This window comes from Actinotalea sp. C106 (assembly GCF_023630195.1).
GTDB lineage: Bacteria > Actinomycetota > Actinomycetes > Actinomycetales > Cellulomonadaceae > Actinotalea.
Genome location: NZ_JALPKN010000005.1, coordinates 1 through 19,557 on the forward strand (window position 1 = coordinate 1; position 19,557 = coordinate 19,557).

Consider the following 19,557-nt stretch of genomic DNA (forward strand, 5'->3'; position numbering starts at 1 on the left):
TTGGCCTCCGACTTCTCGCGGGCCCTGCAGGCCCTCGCGCGCAGCGGTGCCGAGTCCGTCGGCATCGCGGCGGGGGCCGTGCGCGGTCCGCAGTGGGAGCAGGTCGCCGCGCTGGTCGAGGAGGGTCGGCGCATGTGGCTGGGGCTGCCCCAGGACCGGTGGAAGCGCCCGGCCGGCCCCCAGCAGGTCGCCGACGTCATCACCCGACCGTGGACGGCCGTCGGGCTGCCCGCCCGCTCCCTGGAGGACGTCGTCGTGCACGTGGAGACCTCGAGCGGCCTCGGCGGCGGGGACCTGCTGCTGAGTGACACCCGGGACGTACGGCACGCGATCGGCACCGCCGTCCGTGTCGCCGGGATCCTCGCCGAGCGGGCCGACGCGGGCTGAGAGGCGGGATGTCACCGCGACGCGCCATGATGTGGCCGTGAGCGAGCACGACGACCAGACCTCCCCGACCGAGGGCCCGACGACGGCGCTGACCGCCGAGGACCGTGACCTGGACGAGCCGGAGGCCCGGCACCGCTGGACCGAGCTCGCCGAGGCCATCCGCGATCACCAGTTCGCGTACTACGTGCGTGACGCCCCCACGGTGAGCGACGCCGAGTACGACGGGTTGCTGCGCCGGCTCGAGGCTCTCGAGGAGCACTACGCCCACCTCGGCCTGCGCACCCCCGACTCGCCCACGCAGCTGGTGGGGGGCACCTTCTCGACCGAGTTCGCCGCGGTCGACCACGTCGAGCGGATGTTGAGCCTCGACAACGCCTTCTCCGCCGAGGACGTCGCAGCCTGGGACGCCCGGGTCCGCAAGGACCTCGACGGGGCGGCCGCCGAGATGCAGTACCTGTGCGAGCTCAAGATCGACGGGCTCGCGATCGCCCTCCTGTACGAGGAGGGTCGGCTCGTGCGGGCCGCGACCCGCGGGGACGGGCGCACCGGGGAGGACGTGACCCTCAACGTCCGCACCATCGAGGGGGTGCCCCACGTCCTGGCGGGCAAGGACCACCCCGAGCTGATCGAGGTGCGCGGCGAGGTCTTCCTGCCCGTCGAGGGGTTCGCGGCCCTCAACGAGGCCCAGGTCGCGGCGGGCAAGGCGCCGTTCGCCAACCCGCGCAACTCCGCGGCCGGGTCGCTGCGCCAGAAGGACCCGCGGGTCACGGCATCCCGTCCGCTGCGGATGTACTGCCACGGGGTCGGTGCCTTGCGCTGGGAGGGCCGGGAAGCCGCGACGGCGCGCCAGTCCGAGACCTACGAGCTCCTCGCGGGGTGGGGCCTGCCCGTCTCGCCCTACACCCGGGTGGTCGCGGACCAGGCCGGGGTCCAGGCCATGATCGACCACTACGGCGAGCACCGGCACGACGTCGAGCACGAGATCGACGGCATCGTGGTCAAGGTCGACCAGACCGCGCTGCAGCGCCGGCTCGGGGCGACGAGCCGGGCGCCGCGCTGGGCCATCGCCTACAAGTACCCGCCCGAGGAGGTCAACACCCGCCTGCTCGCCATCCGGGTCAACGTGGGACGCACGGGCAGGGTCACCCCGTACGGCGTCATGGCGCCCGCGCTGGTCGCGGGGTCCACGGTGGAGATGGCCACCCTGCACAACGCGAGCGAGGTGCGGCGCAAGGGCGTGCTCATCGGGGACACGGTCGTGCTGCGCAAGGCGGGGGACGTGATCCCCGAGATCGTCGGCCCGGTGGTCGACCTCCGGGACGGCACCGAGCGTGAGTTCGTCATGCCGGTCGACTGCCCCTCGTGCGGCACGCCGCTCGCCCCGGCCAAGGAGGGCGACGTCGACATCCGCTGCCCCAACACGCGCTCCTGCCCGGCGCAGCTGAGCGAGCGCGTGGCGCACATCGCCTCGCGCAACGCCCTGGACATCGAGGCGATGGGCTGGGAGGCAGCGATCGCGCTCACGGCCCCCGAGCGGGACCGCCCCGCCGACCCAGCCCGCTACCGGCCCGACGGCGCGGTGGACGGCCCCGTCCCCGAGGCTCTGCCCGAGCCGCAGACGCCGGTCCTGTCGAGCGAGGCGGGTCTGTTCGACCTGACCTCCGAGGACCTCGCGTCGGTGCGTGTCTGGCGGGAGATCAAGAGGGAGGGCGCGGGAACCGGGCTGTGGGAGGACCGGCTGCACTTCTGGACCAAGGCGACGCCCAAGACGCCCTCCAAGCCGCACGCCAACACGGTCCGTCTCTTCGCCGAGCTGGACAAGGCCAAGGAGCAGGCGCTCTGGCGCATCCTCGTGGCCCTGTCCATCCGGCACGTCGGGCCGACCGCGGCCCGGGCCCTGGCGACCGAGTTCGGTTCTCTCGAGGCCGTGCGAGCCGCCCAGGAGTCAGAGCTCGCCGCCGTCGAGGGGGTCGGGCCGACCATCGCCGCAGCGGTGCGTGACTGGTTCGCCGTGGACTGGCACGTCGAGATCGTGGAGCGGTGGGCCGCGGCGGGGGTCCGGATGGAGGACCTGCGTGACGCGTCGGTGCCTCGCACCCTCGAGGGGCTGACCGTCGTGGTGACCGGGTCCCTGGACGGGTTCTCGCGGGACAGCGCCAAGGAGGCGATCCTCGCCCGCGGGGGCAAGGCGGCAGGCAGCGTGTCGAAGAAGACCCACGCCGTGGTCGTGGGTGAGAACGCCGGCTCCAAGGAGGCCAAGGCCCGTGAGCTCGGCCTGACGATCCTCGACGAGGCCGGGTTCGTCGCCCTGCTCGACGGGGGCCCTGAGGCCGTCGGGATCGAGGTGCCCGAGTGAGCCTCGAGATCCGCCGGGCGACCCCGCAGGACCTAGGCCTGGTCGGTGAGCTGACGGCGCACGCCTACCTCGCCGACGACCTGCTGAGCCCCGAGGACGAGTACCTCGACGAGCTGCGGGACGCGGTGGGGCGTGCGGGCGTCGGTACCGTGCTCGTCGCGGTGGACGACGGGCAGGAGGGTGGTCGGCAGGTCGTGGGCACCGTGACCCTCGCGGAGGCAGGGTCGTCGCTGGCCGAGATCGCCGTGCCGGGGGAGGTCGAGCTGAGGATGCTCGCCGTGGCCCCGGACGCCCGCGGCCGCGGGGTGGGCGAGGCTCTGCTCAGGGCCGCCCTGGAGCACGGGACGGGGGTCGGCGCGCAGCGCGTGGTGCTCTCGACCCTCGTGGAGATGCGTGCCGCCCAGCGCATGTACCAGCGGCTCGGGCTGCGGCGCGTGCCCGCGCGGGACTGGTCCGCCGAGGGGTACTCGATGGTGGCCTACACGATCGACCTCTGAGGGGCGTCGATCCTGCTCGAGGACGGTGGGCCGGGAGTCAGCGCTCGCGTGCCGCCCAGAGCAGGCCCCGCTCGACCACCTGGCGCAGGCCGGGGATCTCGAGGTCGGCGGTCTGGTGCCCCGGGGTGCACACGAAGACCCGTCCCCGTCCCCACGTCCGGGTCCACACGGCGGGGCACGTCACCGGCTCCGACCACGGGTCCTCAGGACGGCGGGGGATGGTCGTGGTCGCGAGGACGTCGACCAGCGGGTCGGTCATGGCCCAGTACTGCTCCGAGTGGAGCCGGATCGAGGAGATGCCGGTGACGATCGGGTGATCGGCCCGCTCGGGCCGCACCTCGACGGTGTGGTCCACCAGGTCGCCCGGGTGGGCGGCGAACTGGCCGCCGACCAGCTGGTGGTAGTCGGTCGCCTGCCGGAAGGCGTCCACCACCCCGCCGTGCCACCCGGCGAAGCCGGTCCCGGCGCGGACGGCCTCGCGCAGCCCGCGGAGCTCCTCGGGCAGGATGTCGCCCATCGTCCAGCTCTGCACGACCAGGTCGGTACCGAGCATGACGGCCTCGTCGTGGCCGCGGTGCTGCGCTGCGCCGGGTCGGGGTGGGCTCGGCTGCGTGCTCAGGGGATGAGGGCCTCGATCGCCGCGGGGGACAGGACGTGCTCGGCGGCCATGGCACTCGCGCCCAGCACCCCGGCCCGTCCGCGGGTTCGGCTCCCGACGACACGCAGGTGCTGCGTGGCCAGCGGGAGGGACCGGCGGTAGACGACCTCGCGGATCCCGGCGAGCAGGTGCTCGCCGGCCTCCGCGAGGTTTCCGCCGATGACGATGACCGACGGGTTGAGCATGCTCACGCAGGTGGCGAGGACGCTGCCGATGGTGCGGCCGGCCTCGCGGACCACGTGGCTCGCCGTGATGTCGCCGGCTCGCACCAGGCGCACGACGTCTGCGCTCGACCTCGCCGGGATCCCTTGCGAGCTCAGTGCCTCGGCGAGGGCCCGACCGCTGGCGAGCGCCTCGAGGCAGCCCGTGTTGCCGCAGCGGCAGGGGGCGTCCCCACCGCCGGCCACGGCGATGTGGCCCAGGTCGCCGGCCGCCCCCTGAGCGCCACGACGGATCTCGCCGTCGCTGATGACCCCGGCGCCGATGCCGGTCGCGACCTTGACGAAGAGCAGGTGGTCGACGTCGGGGAACTGCGACCGGTGCTCGCCGAGGGCCATGATGTTGACGTCGTTGTCGACGAGCACCGGCACGGGGAGCCTGCCCTGGAGGTGGGCCACGACGTCGGCGCCGTCCCAGCCGGGCATGATCGGCGGGTTCATCGGTCGGCCCGAGTCGTGATCGACGGGACCGGGGAGCCCGACGCCGACGCTCACCAGGTCCTTGCTCGAGCGGCCGGCCTGCTCGACGAGCTTGAGGCCGAGCGCGGCCGCGCGGTCCAGGACGGCCTCGGGGCCGGCGGCGATGCTGATCTCCTCGTGGTGCTCGGCCAGCACGGTCGAGGCGAGGTCGGTCACGGCCAGCCGGGCGTGGGTGGCGCCGAGGTCCACGGCGAGGACGAGCTTCGCGCTCGGCGCGAAGGCGAAGGTGGCGGGAGGGCGGCCGCCGGTCGAGCTCGCCTCCCCGGCGGGGGCGACCAGGCCCGAGGCGAGCAGGAGGTCGACCCGGGCGGCGATGGTCGAGCGGGCCTGGCCGGTCACCTGGGCGAGGTCGGCGCGGGTGCGGGGACGGCCGTCCCGGAGCAGCTGGAACATCTCGCCGACGCCGCTGGGCCGTGGCGCGAACTTGGTCAGCGCATCCATGGGCGCAGTCAAGCACACCCCCTTGAGAAGGTCACGTTCGCATAACGTGATTCACCCGTCTCGACTTTTGCTTGACTATCGACAAAAGGTGAGTAGGTTCCTCGTCATGGTCAACGATGTCCAGAACGTCCCCGGCTCCCCCGGGGCGCAGCCCGGTGAGCGACCCGGCGCCCCGATCCTCACGATGAGCGGGATCGTCAAGCACTTCCCTGGGGCCAAGGCCCTCGACGGGGTCGACCTCGAGGTCCTGCCCGGGGAGGTGCACTGCCTGCTCGGTCAGAACGGCGCCGGCAAGTCGACCCTCATCAAGGTCCTCGCCGGTGCCCACCGCCCCGACTCCGGGACCATCACCTGGCGCGGCGAGCCCTTCGAGGTGACGACACCGGTGGCGGCCCTGCGCGCAGGCATCGCCACGATGTACCAGGAGCTCGACGTGGTCGACGGCCTGACCGTCACCGAGAACGTCGACCTGGGCCACGAGCTCGCCTCGGCCGGGTTCACCCAGCGCCGCGCCGCGCGAGCCCGGACCGCCGAGCTCCTGGCGCGCCTGGGCCACGCCGAGATCCCGCCAGGCCGTGAGGTCGGTCGCCTCTCAGCCGCGGGCAAGCAGGTGGTCAGCATGGCCAGGGCCCTGTCCCACGACGCACGGCTGATCGTCATGGACGAGCCCTCGGCCGTCCTGGACTCCGAGGAGGTCGCCAACCTCTTCCGCGTGGTGCGCGACCTCACCGCGGCCGGGGTCGCGGTCGTCTACATCTCCCACCGGCTCGACGAGATCCGCGAGGTCGGCGACCGGATCACCGTGCTCAAGGACGGCCGGACGGTCGCGACCGGGCTCGCGGTCGACCAGACCCCGACCGCGGACCTCATCCGCCTTATGACGGGGCGGACCGTCGAGCACGCCTTCCCCGAGCGTCCCGGTGTCCCGGCCGCCGCGGACCGGCGCCTCGTGGTCACCGACCTGAGCCTGCGCGGCGTCTTCGAGGACGTGAGCATGACGGTCCGCGCGGGCGAGGTGGTGGGCCTCGCGGGGCTCGTGGGCTCGGGGCGCTCGGAGATCCTCGAGACGATCTACGGCGCGCGGCGCGCGACCAGCGGCAGCGTCGAGGTGGCTGGCCGTCGGCTGCGGGCAGGATCGGTCTCGGCCGCCGTCGGGGCCGGCATCGGGCTGGCCCCCGAGGAGCGCAAGAGCCAGGGCCTGCTGCTCGACGAACCGGTCTACCGCAACATCACCCTCTCGACGTTCGGGCGGTTCGCCCGCGGGCCGATGCTCGACGAGCAGGCTGAGCGGACCGCGGCCCGTGAGCAGATCACCGCCCTGGACCTGCGGCCCCACGACCCGGACCGCACCGCGCGCACCCTCTCGGGGGGCAACCAGCAGAAAGCCATGCTCGCCCGCTGGCTCGTGCACGGCTGCGACGTCCTGCTGCTCGACGAGCCCACCCGCGGGGTCGACGTCGGGGCCCGCGCCGAGATCTATGGCCTGATCCGAGCCCTGGCCGACCGAGGCGCCGCCGTCGTCGTCGTCTCGAGCGAGATCGAGGAGGTCCTCGGGCTCTCCGACGAGGTCCTCGTGATCTCGGAGGGACGCGTGGTCCACCGCTGCCGGGCAGAGCAGATCGACGAGCACGGTGTGCTCGACCTCGTCATGGAAGGAAGTGCCGCGTGAGCGAGCAGACACCCCCCACCCTCGCGACGGCCGGGAGCGTGCCCCCCGACCCCGCCAGCCCGACCCCTCTCGAGCGCGGCCGCAGTCCCGAGCCAGCCGCCGGCGCGACGCAGCGTCCCCCGTCGGGACTGCGGCGGTTCCTGCACGGAGCCGCGGGGCGCAACATCGGCCTGGTCATCGCCCTGCTGCTGGTGTGCGTCGTCGGCGTCGCCACCGCGGGCGAGCGCTTCGTCAGCGTCGACAACCTGATGACCATCCTGCGGTACGCCGCGGTGATCGGCGTGCTCAGCATCGGGATGACCTTCGTCATCACCGGGGGCGGCATCGACCTCTCGGTCGGGTCGGTCCTCGGTCTCGCCTCGATCTGGGCCAGCACGCTCGCGACCCAGACCATGGCCGGGGACATCCACTGGATCGTCATGGTCGGCACGGCCCTCGCGGTCGGCACCGGGGCCGGGCTGGTCAACGGTGTGCTCATCGCCTACGGCAGGGTGGTCGCGTTCATCGCGACCCTCGCCATGATGGTCGGCGCGCGGGGGCTGGCTGAGATGATCGCCAACCGGCAGACCCAGCTCGTCACGGTCGACCCCTTCCTGGACTTCTTCCGGGCGGACCTGCTCGGCATCTCGGTGCTGGTGTGGATCTTCGCGGTGGTCGCGGCGGCGGGCTGGGTGCTGCTCAACCGGACCACCTTCGGACGGCGCACCCTCGCGGTGGGTGGCAACCCCGAGGCCGCGCGCCTGGCCGGCATCAAGGTCAAGCGTCACACCATGTACCTCTACGCGATCGCCGGCCTCACCGCGGGGATCGCCGCGGTCATGATGCTGGCCCGCACGACGGCCGGCTCCTCGACCCACGGCCAGTACTACGAGCTCGAGGCCATCGCGGCCGTCGTCGTCGGGGGAACCCTGCTCGCCGGGGGCCGCGGCACGATCGTCGGCACGGTCTTCGGCGTCCTGATCTTCGCGACCCTGGCGAACGTGTTCACCCAGAACAACCTCTCGATCTCCGCCCAGGCCGTCGCCAGGGGCGTGATCATCGTCGCCGCGGTGCTCCTGCAGCAGCGTCTGGCGGCCCGTCAGCGATCCACCTGAGCCAACGATCCACCTGGGCCGCGCCACCGGCGCTGCTCGTCCGACCCCACGCTCGACCCAAGGAGGAAGTCCATGTCCGCACCACTGGAGCTGCGCCGTCGCTGGACGCTCGCCGCGGCCGCCACGGTCGCTACCGCCGCCCTCGTCACCGGCTGCACCTCGAACACCCCCGCCCCTGAGGAGGACGACACCACGACCACCGACGGCGGTGGCGAGACCACCGGCGGCGCCAACGACGAGACCGGTGACACCGTCACGATCGGCTTCTCGGCCCCCGCGGCCGACCACGGCTGGATGGGTGCGATCACCCGGGCCGCCCTCGACGAGGCCGAGAGGTACGAGGACGTCGACCTGCGCGTGGCCGAGGCCACCAACGACGTGAACCTGCAGATCAGCCAGATCGAGACCTTCATCAACGACGGGGTCGACGCGATCGTCCTGCTGCCCTTCGACGGTGCGGCGCTGACCGAGATCGCGATCGAGGCCATGGAGGCCGGGATCACGGTCATCAACGTCGACCGCGAGTTCTCCAGCCCGTTCGCCGCGCGCACCACCGTGCTCGGCGACAACTACGGCATGGGGGTGAGCGCGGGCACGTACATCTGCGAGCAGGTCGGCGACGACCCCGACGCGGTGGTCGCCGAGATCGCCGGCATCGACTCCCTGCCCCTGACCCAGGACCGGAGCCAGGGCTTCGAGGACGCGCTCGCGGACTGCGGCCTGGACGTCGACAACCGCGTCGCCGCGGACTTCACCGTCCAGGGCGGGCAGCAGGCCGCGGCCAACCTGCTCCAGGCGGCCCCGGAGATCGACGCGCTGTGGAACCACGACGACGACCAGGGCGTCGGCGTCATGGCCGCGATCGAGGAGGCCGGCCGGGACGAGTTCGTCATGGTCGGCGGCGCGGGCTCGGCGAACGTGATGCGCGAGATCCAGGAGGACGACTCGGTCCTCAAGGCGACGGTGATCTACCCGTCGACCCAGGCGGCCGACGGCGTGCGCCTGGCACGGCTCATCGTCCAGGGCAAGGCCATGGAGGACCTGGTCGAGGTCGAGGTGCCGCGCACCGTCCAGCTCTACGCCCCCGTCGTCACGGCGGACAACGTCGAGGAGTACCTGCCCACGGCCTTCGAGTCCTGAGCGCGTCGTCGGGGCGGGTGCCAGCGCACCCGCCCCGACGCGCCCGGCAGGTCGAGCGTCCACCACGGAGGAAGAGGAACGATGGTCAACCAGCAGGCCCGGCGGCTCGGCGTCGGCATGATCGGGTACTCCTTCATGGGGGCCGCCCACTCGCAGGCGTGGCGGGTCGCACCACGCTTCTTCGACCTCCCGCTGGCGCCCGAGATGACGGTGGTCGCGGGGCGCACCCGCAGCTCGGTCGAGGCCGCGGCCGCTCGGCTCGGGTGGGCCGAGGCCGAGACCGACTGGCGGCGCCTGCTCGAGCGGCCGGACGTCGACCTGGTCGACATCTGCACCCCGGGAGACACCCACGCCGAGATCGCCCTGGCGGCCCTCGCCGCAGGCAAGCACGTGCTGTGCGAGAAGCCGCTCGCCAACTCGGTCGCCGAGGCCGAGCAGATGGCCGCCGCGGCAGCCGTGGCCGCGCGGGACGGGGTGCTGGCGATGGTCGGCTTCACCTACCGGCGCGTCCCTGCCCTGTCCTTCGCGCGGCAGCTGGTCGCCGAGGGGCGGCTGGGGACGATCCGGCACGTGCGGGCCCAGTACCTGCAGGACTGGATCGCCGACGAGGAGGCGCCGTTGTCCTGGCGGCTGGACCGCGAGAAGGCCGGCTCCGGGGCGCTGGGGGACATCGGCGCGCACGTGGTCGACCTCGCGCAGTTCATCACCGGCGAGCAGATCACGGGCGTCAGCGGCCTGCTCGAGACCTTCGTGCACGAGCGACCCGTCGCGACCGAGCACGCGGGGCTGCACGGCTCGGCCGGCAGCGAACGCGGCCCGGTGACCGTCGACGACGCGGCGGTGTTCCTCGCGCGGTTCTCGGGCGGCGGGATCGGCACCTTCGAGGCGACGCGATTCGCGTGGGGCCGCAAGAACGCGATCCGGCTCGAGATCAACGGCTCGGCCGGGTCGCTGGCCTTCGACTTCGAGGACATGAACGTCCTGCACTGGTTCGACGCCGCGGACGAGGCCCGCCTCGCCGGGTTCCGCAGGATCGTCGTGACCGAGCCCGACCACCCCTACGTGGCCGCGTGGTGGCCCCCGGGCCACGGACTGGGCTACGAGCACGGCTTCACCCACCAGGCGGTCGACCTCGTGCGGTCACTCGCTGCGGGGGAGCAGCCCCGGCCCTCCTTCGCCGACGGCCTCGTGGTCCAGCGGGTGCTCGACGCGGTCGAGCGCAGCGCCGCGGCCGACAGCGTCTGGACGACCGTCCCGACCGACACCACCCAGGAGGACTGACATGGCTCGACCCGTCACGCTGTTCACCGGTCAGTGGGCCGACCTCCCCTTCGAGGAGGTCGCCCGGCTGGCCTCCGAGTGGGGCTACGACGGCCTCGAGATCGCCTGCTGGGGTGACCACCTCGACCCCTGGCGCGCAGCCGAGGACGACGCGTACGTGCAGAGCCGGCTCGACATCCTCGACCGCTACGGCCTCAAGGTGTGGGCGATCTCCAACCACCTCAAGGGTCAGGCCGTGTGCGACGACCCGATCGACCAGCGGCACCGGGACATGCTCTCGGACCGGGTGTGGGGGGACGGCGACCCCGAGGGGGTCCGGCAGCGGGCCGCGGAGGAGATGAAGCTCACCGCCCGGACCGCCGCGCGGCTCGGGGTGGACACGGTGGTCGGGTTCACCGGGTCCTCGATCTGGAAGTACGTCGCGATGTTCCCGCCGGTCTCGACCGAGCTCGTCGACGCGGGGTACCAGGACTTCGCCGACCGGTGGAACCCGATCCTCGACGTCTTCGACGAGGTGGGCGTCCGGTTCGCCCACGAGGTGCACCCCAGCGAGATCGCCTACGACTACTGGACCACCGTGCGGACCCTCGAGGCCATCGGCCACCGCGAGGCCTTCGGGCTCAACTGGGACCCGAGCCACTTCGTGTGGCAGGACCTGGACCCGGTGGGCTTCATGTGGGACTTCCGCGACCGGATCTACCACGTCGACTGCAAGGACGCGAAGCGCCGGGTCGGCAACGGCCGCAACGGCCGGATGGGCTCGCACCTGCCCTGGGCCGACCCGCGCCGGGGCTGGGACTTCGTCTCGACCGGCCACGGCGACGTGCCCTGGGAGGACAGCTTCCGGATGCTCAGCACGATCGGCTACGAGGGTCCGATCTCGGTCGAGTGGGAGGACGCGGGGATGGACCGGCTCGTCGGCGCCCCCGAGGCGCTCGAGTTCGTCCGTCGCCTGGCCTTCGACCCGCCCTCGGCCTCCTTCGACGCCGCCTTCAGCACCCGCTGAGACCGACGGCGGTCCGCAGGCCCAGGTCCGCCCGGCCCGAAGCACCCGCACGCGCACGACGCCCTGCCCTGCCCTGCCCTGCCCTGCCCTGCCCTGATTCAGCGTCCCTGGAGCATCACCGCCCTTCAAGGAGGAAGAGTGCGATCACGAACGGTGCCACGCCCGACAGGTCTCGTCGGCCTGCTCGGTCTGTCCCTGCTCGGCGCGATGATGACGACGGCAGCCCTGCCGACGCCCGCGCACGCCGACGACCTGCCCCCGCAGCAGCCCGGCGTCACCTTGCGCACGTACGTGCTGGGCGCCGCCCCGCAGGCGATCTGCGACATCAGGCCCGGCACGACGCCGAACGTCGACAAGCGGATGGCCACGATCGACTACACGACGCACGAGCAGTTCGGGGCTGTGGACAGCTTCCGCACCGACGTGCTCGCCACCCTGCACGCCCCGGCCGACGGGGAGTACACCTTCCGACTGACCAGCGACGACGGCTCGCGTCTGCTCCTGGACGACCAGCTCGTCGTCGACCACGACGGCCTGCACGAGGCGACCGCCAAGGAGGGGGTCGTCTCCTTGGCGGCAGGTCACCACGCCCTGCTCGTCGAGTACTTCGACGCCGGCTACGACCAGGTGCTGCGCCTGGAGTGGCGCACGCCGGGTGCGGAGGACTTCGTCCTGGTGCCCGAGTCGGCGCTCAGCACCGATCGCGACGTCGTGCGGGTGACGGCCCCGGGCACGAAGTACTGCGCGGGGGACACCGACACCCCGGGCGACGGACTGCGTCTGGACGCGGTGCACCCCGACTACACGCTCACCGATCTGCTGCCTGAGGGCTTCGAGCCGATGGTCTCGGCCCTCGACTGGACCGAGGACGGGGACCTCGTGCTCGTCACCTCCGGCTCGGTGAGCCCCTCCGGGCCCGTGCCGGACCCCGAGCCGGGGGAGGTCTTCGTCCTGGGCAACGTGACCGGGGAGACGAGCGCCGAGGACGTGACCGTCACCAAGGTCGCCACCGGTCTGCTCAACCCGATGGGTGTTGCGGTGGTCGACGGCTCGATCTACGTCTCGGAGCGGGACCGGCTGACCGAGCTGACCCCGGACACCGACGGCGACGGGCTCCGCGAGCACCGGACGGTGGCGGAGTGGCCCTACGGCGAGAACTTCCACGAGTTCGCGTTCGGGCTGCTGCACGACGAGGACCACTTCTACGTGACGTTGTCCGTGGCGATCGACAACGGTGGCGCGACCACCGACCCGCAGCCTGCCGAGAACCGGGGGACGAGCCTCAGGATCGACCGCGAGACAGGTGAGGTCGAGTACGTGGCCGGTGGTCTGCGCACCCCCAACGGCCTCGGTTGGGGCCCCGGTGGTGAGCTCTTCGTCATGGACAACCAGGGGGCGTGGCTGCCCTCCTCGAAGCTGGTCCACATCAAGGAAGGCCGCTTCTTCAACCACTACACGACCCCGGCGGGGCCCTTCGACGCCCAGCCGGCGACCGCGCCGGTGCTGTGGCTCCCGCAGAACGAGATCGCGAACTCGCCGAGCAACCCCGTCCTGCTCGAGGAGGGTCCGTTCGCCGGTCAGATGCTCTTCGGCGACGTCACCTACGGCGGCCTGCAGCGGGCGTTCCTCGAGGAGGTGGGCGGTGAGTACCAAGGTGCGGCCTTCCGCCACACCGCGGGGCTCCAGGCCGGCGTCAACCGGACCGTCGTCGGGCCGGACGGCGCCATCTACGTCGGTGAGATCGGCGAGGCGGGGAACTGGAGCGAGAGCGGCAAGCTCGACTACGGGCTCCAGAAGCTCACCCCCACGGGCACCGATGCGTTCGACATGACCTCGATGAGCGTCACCGAGGACGGGTTCGCGGTCCGCTACACCCAGCCGCTCTCGGAGGAGACCGCCCAGCGGATCAGCGCGGACGCTGCGGACGGCTACCAGGTGCAGCAGTGGCGGTACGTGCCCACGCAGCAGTACGGCGGACCGAAGATCGACGAGGAGGTGCTCGTCGTCCAGGGTGCCGAGGTGTCGTCAGACCGTCGGACCGTCCGCCTCACGATCGACGGGTTGAAGCCCGACCGCGTGGTGCACCTGCGTTCCCCGCGGCCCTTCACCGACGTCGGCGGAACCGAGCTGTGGAGCACCGAGGCCTGGTACACGCTGAACACGATCCCCGGCTACGAGGCCCCGGACGACCTCGGCTACCACGAGGCCGAGGAGGCCCAGATGCTCGGCGGTGCGAGCATCGCGGCCGACCACAGCGGGTACTCCGGCTCGGGCTTCACGGCTGGGCTGCAGGGCCCTGGCGCCTCCGTGACCTTCACGACCGAGGTCGACGAGGCGGGCACCGTCCCGATCCACGTGCGCTACTCCAACGGGCCGAACCCGTTCGCGGGGGCCAAGCAGATGACGCTGCGCGTCAACGGCGCGCAGGTAGCTCCGGTCGAGTTCCCGAGCACGGGGGACTGGAAGACCTGGAGCACCCTCACTCGAGACGTCGAGCTGCAGGAGGGCACCAACACGATCTCCTTCCGCTACGAGGCCGGCGATGACGGGAACGTCAACATCGACGTGCTGCGGGTGGGGGCCGAGCCTGACATCTGCTCCCCGATCACCCCGGAGGACGGCTACACCGCGATCTTCGACGGCACCCTGGCGAGCCTGGACGACTGGCGGCTGGCCGGAGCGGGTTCCTTCGGTCGCCAGTCCGACTGCAGCCTGCGCACCAGCGGTGGGCTGGGCCTGCTCTGGTACACGGCTCAGGAGTTCGAGGAGTACAGCCTCAAGCTGGACTGGAAGCTCGTGAAGGATGACAACGGTGGCGTCTTCGTCGGGTTCCCGAACCCGGGGGACGACCCGTGGGTCGCCGTCGACCAGGGCTACGAGATCCAGATCGACGCCAGCGACGCGGAGGACCGGACGACCGGCGCGATCTACACCTTCCAGGGAGCCGACGTCGAGGCGGTGGCCGAGGCGCTGAACCCCGTGGGGCAGTGGAACGCGTACGAGATCGAGGTCTCGGAAGGCACCATCCGGGTGCACCTCAACGGCGTGCTCGTCAACGACTTCGCCAGCACGGATCCCGCTCGCGATCTCTCCTCGGGCTTCATCGGGGTGCAGAACCACGGCGCCGGGGAGGCGGTGTCCTACCGGGACGTGCGCATCCGGGCCACCGCGTCGCCCGTCCGCTCCTACGAGCTCGAGGACGGCGTCCTCGACGGCGGTGCGGAGGTCGGCACCGAGCACGCGGGGTACTCCGGCACCGGCTACGTGCAGGGCTTCCACAACCCCGGTGCAGGGGTGTCGACGATGGTGGCGGTCGACGCCGCCGGCACCTACCCGGTGACCTTGCGCTACGCGAACGGCCCGCACCCGTTCGAGGGCCCGAAGACGGTGTCGGTGCTGGTCGACGGCGCTGACCGCGGGCAGCTCACGTTGCCGAGCACGGGGCAGTGGACGCAGTGGTCGAGCATCACGACGAACCTCGTCCTGCCGCAGGGCGAGAGCGCCGTGACCTTGCGGTACGCGGACGGGGACGACGGCAACGTCAACCTGGACCGGCTCCGCCTCGGCGAGCCGGTCCCCACCACGGCGCCCGTCACGACGGCGACGGTGACCCCGGAACCCGCGAACGGGTGGCACACGGTCGAACCCACGGTGACCCTGGTGGCCGAGGACGACCAGGGCGTCGCGTCGACCGAGTACCGGGTCGACGACGGCGACTGGCTCACCTACGAGGAGCCCTTCCTCGTGGCCGGCGAGGGTGAGCGCACGGTGTCCTTCCGCTCGACAGGCACCTCGGGCACCGTCGAGGAGGTGTCGAGCATCGTGGTCGCGGTCGACACCGTGGCCCCCGAGGTGCTTCTCGAGGACGGCGCCAGGACGTACACGATCGACCAGGAGGTCGCGATCGGGTGCACCGCGACCGACCCCGCCCCCGGGTCAGGAGTCGCCTCGTCGACCTGCGCCGACCTCGCGTCCCCAGCCTGGGAGCACGGCGTGGGATCGCACACGCTGACCGCCTCGGCGACCGACGTGGCCGGAAACGTCGGGGAGGCCTCCACCGAGGTGAGCGTCACGGTCACGTACGGGTCGCTGCGCGCCCTGGTGCACCGGTTCAGCGACAGGTGGCTCGTGACGGTCGGCCTGAACACGACCTTGACCGTGGCCGAGCACATCCGGAGCAGCACGGTGCGGCACTGGCTCCTCGCCTCCTTCGACCGGCAGGTCGCCGCCCAGACGGGCAGGGCGTTCACCGCGGAGGAGAGCAGCGTCCTGCGGGCGTCGGCGGCAGCCCTTCCCTGACGTGAGGGCGTGCCCCCGACGGACGGGGGCACGCCCTCACGTGCCCTGACGCCCACGGGGGTGATACTGGGGGGCATGATCTCCGCCGAGCTCGCCGTGGCCCTCCGAGACGCGGGGGTCCGCTGGCGGCCCGCTGCGGGGGACAGGTTCGTCATCCCCCAGCCCGAGCTCGACGGCGAGATCTTCACCCTGAGCGAGATGACCATCGAGGCCCGCGAGTACTCCACGGGCACGGTCCTGGGCTTCAACGGCACCACGGAGTGGGCCCTGGACTCGGTCGCCCAGGACGAGGCCCTGTGGCTGCCTCGCGAGGACCAGCTGCGCGAGCTGCTCGGCGGCACCTTCGTCTCCCTCGCCCAGGTGTCGGCCGCAGACGACCAGGACGACGCGGGCTCGGTCGAGAGCGCTCGCGACGGCGCCGTGGGGGAGGAGCCTCTGACCGAGCGGGGGCACCGCGACGAGGAGCCGGGCCCGGCCCTCCTCTTCGAGGTCACGACCCGTGGGAGCCGCGGCACGGTCGAGGTCCACGCGGCGCCGAGCGCCGCCGACGCCTACGCCCTGGCCCTGCTCGCCCTCGTCGAGCGGGCCACCACCGACGCGTGACGCGCCCGGTCGGCGCGCCTCGGGCCGTCCCGTGGCACCACTAGACTCACCGACCATGTCCACCATCTCCCGCGAGGAGGTCGCACGCCTGGCTGGTCTGGCCAGGATCGACCTGACCGAGTCCGAGCTCACACGACTGGCCGGGGAGCTCGACGTCATCGTCGACTCCGTCGCCAAGGTCAGCGAGATCGCCACCGACGACGTCGCGGCGACCAGCCACCCGCTGCCGCTGACCAACGTCTTCCGTGCGGACGTGCCCGAGGAGCCCCTGCCCGTCGCCGACGCCCTGGCCGGCGCACCGTCGGCCGAGGGCGGCCGCTTCGCCGTCCCGCAGATCCTCGAGGAGGACTGATGGCCACCCAGCCGTCCAGCGACCTGACCCGCCGCACCGCGGCCCAGCTCGCCGAGGCCCTGCGCGCCGGTGAGGTCACCAGCGTCGAGGTCACCCAGGCCCACCTGGACCGGATCGCCGCGGTCGACGGCGCGGTCCACGCCTTCCTGCACGTCTGCGCCGAGGAGGCCCTCGCGACCGCCCGCGAGGTCGACGCACGACGCGCCGCCGGTGAGGAGCTCCACCCGCTCGCGGGGGTGCCGATCGCCGTCAAGGACGTGGTCGTGACCAAGGGGCTGCCGACCACGGCGGGCTCGAAGATCCTCGAGGGCTGGGTGCCGCCCTACGACGCGACCCTCGTCGAGCGGCTGCGTGCGGCCGGCCTGCCGATCCTCGGCAAGACCAACATGGACGAGTTCGCGATGGGCTCCTCGACCGAGCACTCGGCCTACGGCAACACCCACAACCCCTGGGACCTGGATCGGATCCCCGGCGGCTCAGGGGGCGGTAGCGCGGCGGCGCTCGCGGCCTACGAGGCCCCGCTGGCCATCGGCACGGACACCGGCGGCTCGATCCGTCAGCCCGGCGCCGTCACGGGGACGGTCGGCGTCAAGCCCACCTACGGGGGCGTGTCGCGTTACGGCCTCATCGCCCTGGCCTCGAGCCTGGACCAGGCGGGCCCCGTGACCCGGACCGTCCTGGACTCGGCGCTGCTGCACGAGGTCATCGGCGGGCACGACCCGCGCGACGCGACCTCGCTGCCCGAGGACCTGCCGGGGCTCGTGGCCGCGGCTCGGGCCGGGCAGGGCGGGGACCTCACCGGGGTGCGGGTCGGCGTGGTCGACGAGCTCAACGGCGAGGGCTACCAGCCCGGGGTCCGAGCGCGCTTCGAGGAGTCCCTCGAGCTGCTCCGGGGCGCCGGGGCCGAGGTCGTGCACGTCTCGTGCCCGCACTTCGGGCACGCCCTCGCTGCCTACTACCTGATCCTGCCGAGCGAGGCCTCGAGCAACCTGGCCAAGTTCGACGGCATGCGGTTCGGCCTGCGGGTCGAGCCGACCGAGGGGACCGTGACAGCCGAGCGCGTCATGGCCGCCACCCGGGGCCAGGGCTTCGGGGACGAGGTCAAGCGCCGCATCATCCTGGGCACCTACGCGCTCTCGGCGGGCTACTACGACGCCTACTACGGCAGCGCCCAGAAGGTGCGGACCCTCATCCAGCAGGACTTCGCGGCCGCCTTCGAGCAGGCCGACGTGCTGGTCTCGCCGACGGCGCCGACCACGGCCTTCAAGCTGGGCGAGAAGCTCGACGACCCGCTCGCGATGTACCTCAACGACGTCGCGACCATCCCCGCCAACCTCGCCGGGGTCCCGGGCATGTCCCTGCCCAACGGGTTGTCGGACGACGGCCTGCCCGTGGGCTTCCAGATCCTCGCCCCGGCCCGTGCCGACGACCGCCTCTACCGGGTGGGCGCCGCCCTGGAGACCCTGCTCGAGCGCGAGTGGGGCGGACCGCTGCTGAACCGTGCACCCGAGCTCGCGACCGAGGGGACCACCCGATGAGCACCACGACCCCGCCCCTGGTGGACTACGACGACGCCCTCGCGCGGTTCGACCCCGTCATCGGCATCGAGGTGCACGTCGAGCTCGGCACGGCGACCAAGATGTTCGACGGTGCCTCGACCGAGTTCGGTGCCGAGCCCAACACGCAGGTGACCCCGGTCTCGCTGGGCCTGCCGGGGGCGCTGCCCGCTCTGAACGGCAAGGCCGTCGAGTCGGCGATCAAGATCGGGCTCGCGCTGAACTGCGAGATCGCCGAGCTGTGCCGGTTCGCGCGCAAGAACTACTTCTACCCCGACGTCCCCAAGAACTTCCAGACCTCGCAGTACGACGAGCCGATCGCCTTCGACGGCTGGATCGACATCGAGCTCGACGACGGCGAGGTGGTGCGCGTCGAGATCGAGCGCGCCCACATGGAGGAGGACGCCGGCAAGAACACCCACGTCGGTGGCGCGACCGGCCGGATCCACGGGGCCGAGTACTCCCTGGTCGACTACAACCGGGCCGGTATCCCGCTGGTCGAGATCGTCACCCGTCCCATCACCGGGGTGGGCGAGCGGGCCCCCGAGGTGGCCCGCGCCTACGTCCAGACCCTGCGAGACATCTTCCGGGCGCTGGACGTCTCCGAGGCGAGGATGGAGCGCGGCAACGTGCGCGCCGACGTCAACGTCTCGCTGCGCGCGACCCCCGAGGCGCCCTTGGGCACCCGGACCGAGACCAAGAACGTCAACAGCTTCCGGTCGGTCGAGCGGGCCGTGCGCCACGAGATCTCTCGTCAGGCTGGGGTCCTGGACGCCGGGCGCACCGTGACCCAGGAGACCCGGCACTGGCACGAGGACACCGGGGTCACGACCGCTGGCCGCGTGAAGTCCGACGCCGAGGACTACCGCTACTTCCCCGAGCCGGACCTGGTGCCCGTCGCGCCCAGCCGGGCGTGGGTCGAGGAGATCCGTGCGACCCTGCCCGAGATGCCCGTGGCGCGCCGCCGCCGGCTGCAGACGGAGTGGGGCTACGCCGACGCCGAGATGCGTGACGTGGTCAACGCGGGGGCGATCGAGCTCATCGAGGCCACCGTCGCCGCCGGGGCCGCCCCTGCGGCGGCCCGCAAGTGGTGGATGGGTGAGCTCGCCCGCACGGCCAAGACCGAGGGTGTCGAGCTGGCCGACCTCCCCGTGACCCCGGAGCAGATCGGTCAGCTCCAGCAGCTGGTCGACGCCGGCCGGGTCAACGACAAGCTCGCCCGCCAGGTCCTGTCCGGGGTGCTGGCGGGGGAGGGTAGCCCCGAGGAGGTCGTCACCGCGCGCGGTCTCGAGGTGGTCTCCGACGACGGGGCGCTGGTCGCCGCGGTGGACGAGGCCCTCGCGGCACAGCCGGACGTGGTCGAGAAGATCCGTGGCGGCAACCAGGGACCGATCGGCGCGATCATCGGTGCGGTCATGAAGGCGACGCGCGGCCAGGCCGACGCGGGCAGGGTCCGGGAGATCGTCCTCGAGCGGGTCCAGCAGGGCTGAGGCCGACCCTCGCTAGGCTCAGCAGCAGCC

Annotated in this window: 14 protein-coding genes and 1 pseudogene; 13 read left to right on the forward strand and 2 right to left on the reverse strand. The window is 72.3% G+C overall.

Features of this window, described 5'->3' with window-relative positions:
- The 3 genes and pseudogenes from L0B03_RS00760 to L0B03_RS00770 form a co-directional block, all read left to right on the forward strand.
- Positions 1 to 387, forward strand: a pseudogene (locus L0B03_RS00760) (hypothetical protein); the annotation flags it as partial.
- Between the two features lie 37 nt (positions 388 to 424).
- The gene (gene ligA, locus L0B03_RS00765) at positions 425 to 2,743 is read left to right on the forward strand and encodes an NAD-dependent DNA ligase LigA (RefSeq protein WP_374204848.1); all 2,319 of its coding nucleotides are present in this window, start codon (positions 425 to 427) and stop codon (positions 2,741 to 2,743) included.
- Positions 2,740 to 3,240, forward strand: a complete 501-nt coding sequence (locus L0B03_RS00770; protein WP_250442788.1) for a GNAT family N-acetyltransferase — start codon at positions 2,740 to 2,742, stop codon at positions 3,238 to 3,240. The genes ligA and L0B03_RS00770 overlap by 4 nt, the downstream gene beginning before the upstream one ends.
- A 37-nt stretch (positions 3,241 to 3,277) precedes the next feature.
- Here L0B03_RS00770 and L0B03_RS00775 read toward each other — a convergent pair whose 3' ends face one another.
- Positions 3,278 to 3,793 (reverse strand): ThuA domain-containing protein, encoded by a 516-nt coding sequence (locus L0B03_RS00775; protein WP_250442790.1) that lies wholly within the window; start codon positions 3,791 to 3,793, stop codon positions 3,278 to 3,280.
- Between the two features lie 62 nt (positions 3,794 to 3,855).
- The gene (locus L0B03_RS00780; protein WP_250442793.1) at positions 3,856 to 5,037 is read right to left on the reverse strand and encodes an ROK family protein; all 1,182 of its coding nucleotides are present in this window, start codon (positions 5,035 to 5,037) and stop codon (positions 3,856 to 3,858) included.
- A 184-nt stretch (positions 5,038 to 5,221) separates the two neighbouring features.
- Here L0B03_RS00780 and L0B03_RS00785 point away from each other — a divergent pair, with 184 nt between their 5' ends.
- The 10 genes from L0B03_RS00785 (at position 5,222) to gatB (ending at position 19,527) form a co-directional block, all read left to right on the forward strand.
- Positions 5,222 to 6,706, forward strand: a complete 1,485-nt coding sequence (locus L0B03_RS00785; RefSeq protein ID WP_250442851.1) for a sugar ABC transporter ATP-binding protein — start codon at positions 5,222 to 5,224, stop codon at positions 6,704 to 6,706.
- Complete coding sequence (locus L0B03_RS00790; RefSeq protein ID WP_374204849.1) at positions 6,703 to 7,800, forward strand: ABC transporter permease; 1,098 nt, start codon at positions 6,703 to 6,705, stop codon at positions 7,798 to 7,800. Before L0B03_RS00785 ends, L0B03_RS00790 begins: the two co-directional genes overlap by 4 nt.
- 72 nt (positions 7,801 to 7,872) lie before the next feature.
- Positions 7,873 to 8,940 (forward strand): substrate-binding domain-containing protein, encoded by a 1,068-nt coding sequence (locus L0B03_RS00795; protein ID WP_250442795.1) that lies wholly within the window; start codon positions 7,873 to 7,875, stop codon positions 8,938 to 8,940.
- Positions 8,941 to 9,021: 81 nt separating this feature from the next.
- Positions 9,022 to 10,221 (forward strand): Gfo/Idh/MocA family protein, encoded by a 1,200-nt coding sequence (locus tag L0B03_RS00800; protein WP_250442798.1) that lies wholly within the window; start codon positions 9,022 to 9,024, stop codon positions 10,219 to 10,221.
- Between the two features lies 1 nt (position 10,222).
- Complete coding sequence (locus L0B03_RS00805; RefSeq protein WP_250442801.1) at positions 10,223 to 11,227, forward strand: sugar phosphate isomerase/epimerase; 1,005 nt, start codon at positions 10,223 to 10,225, stop codon at positions 11,225 to 11,227.
- A gap of 138 nt (positions 11,228 to 11,365) precedes the next feature.
- A complete protein-coding gene (locus tag L0B03_RS00810) occupies positions 11,366 to 15,526 on the forward strand; it encodes a family 16 glycoside hydrolase (RefSeq protein ID WP_250442803.1) in 4,161 nt (1,386 codons plus the stop codon).
- A 75-nt stretch (positions 15,527 to 15,601) separates the two neighbouring features.
- Positions 15,602 to 16,129, forward strand: a complete 528-nt coding sequence (locus tag L0B03_RS19670) for a pilus assembly protein CpaE (RefSeq protein WP_374204850.1) — start codon at positions 15,602 to 15,604, stop codon at positions 16,127 to 16,129.
- A 55-nt stretch (positions 16,130 to 16,184) separates the two neighbouring features.
- A complete protein-coding gene (gatC, locus tag L0B03_RS00820) occupies positions 16,185 to 16,481 on the forward strand; it encodes an Asp-tRNA(Asn)/Glu-tRNA(Gln) amidotransferase subunit GatC (RefSeq protein WP_250442806.1) in 297 nt (98 codons plus the stop codon).
- Entirely contained in the window at positions 16,481 to 18,019 is a 1,539-nt protein-coding gene (gatA, locus tag L0B03_RS00825; protein WP_250442810.1) for an Asp-tRNA(Asn)/Glu-tRNA(Gln) amidotransferase subunit GatA, read from the forward strand. Before gatC ends, gatA begins: the two co-directional genes overlap by 1 nt.
- Entirely contained in the window at positions 18,016 to 19,527 is a 1,512-nt protein-coding gene (gene gatB, locus L0B03_RS00830) for an Asp-tRNA(Asn)/Glu-tRNA(Gln) amidotransferase subunit GatB (RefSeq protein WP_250442815.1), read from the forward strand. Before gatA ends, gatB begins: the two co-directional genes overlap by 4 nt.
- Positions 19,528 to 19,557: the final 30 nt, after the last annotated feature.

What these genes read in the sequence shown, in the direction of transcription:
- L0B03_RS00775 (WP_250442790.1), bottom strand. Translation starts at nt 3,793, where the DNA reads ATGCTCGGTACCGACCTGGTCGTGCAGAGCTGGACGATGGGCGACATC.
- L0B03_RS00780 (WP_250442793.1), bottom strand. Translation starts at nt 5,037, where the DNA reads ATGGATGCGCTGACCAAGTTCGCGCCACGGCCCAGCGGCGTCGGCGAG.
- L0B03_RS00785 (WP_250442851.1), top strand. Translation starts at nt 5,222, where the DNA reads ATGAGCGGGATCGTCAAGCACTTCCCTGGGGCCAAGGCCCTCGACGGG.
- L0B03_RS00795 (WP_250442795.1), top strand. Translation starts at nt 7,873, where the DNA reads ATGTCCGCACCACTGGAGCTGCGCCGTCGCTGGACGCTCGCCGCGGCC.
- L0B03_RS00800 (WP_250442798.1), top strand. Translation starts at nt 9,022, where the DNA reads ATGGTCAACCAGCAGGCCCGGCGGCTCGGCGTCGGCATGATCGGGTAC.
- L0B03_RS00805 (WP_250442801.1), top strand. Translation starts at nt 10,223, where the DNA reads ATGGCTCGACCCGTCACGCTGTTCACCGGTCAGTGGGCCGACCTCCCC.
- L0B03_RS19670 (WP_374204850.1), top strand. Translation starts at nt 15,602, where the DNA reads ATGATCTCCGCCGAGCTCGCCGTGGCCCTCCGAGACGCGGGGGTCCGC.
- gatC (WP_250442806.1), top strand. Translation starts at nt 16,185, where the DNA reads ATGTCCACCATCTCCCGCGAGGAGGTCGCACGCCTGGCTGGTCTGGCC.
- gatA (WP_250442810.1), top strand. Translation starts at nt 16,481, where the DNA reads ATGGCCACCCAGCCGTCCAGCGACCTGACCCGCCGCACCGCGGCCCAG.
- gatB (WP_250442815.1), top strand. Translation starts at nt 18,016, where the DNA reads ATGAGCACCACGACCCCGCCCCTGGTGGACTACGACGACGCCCTCGCG.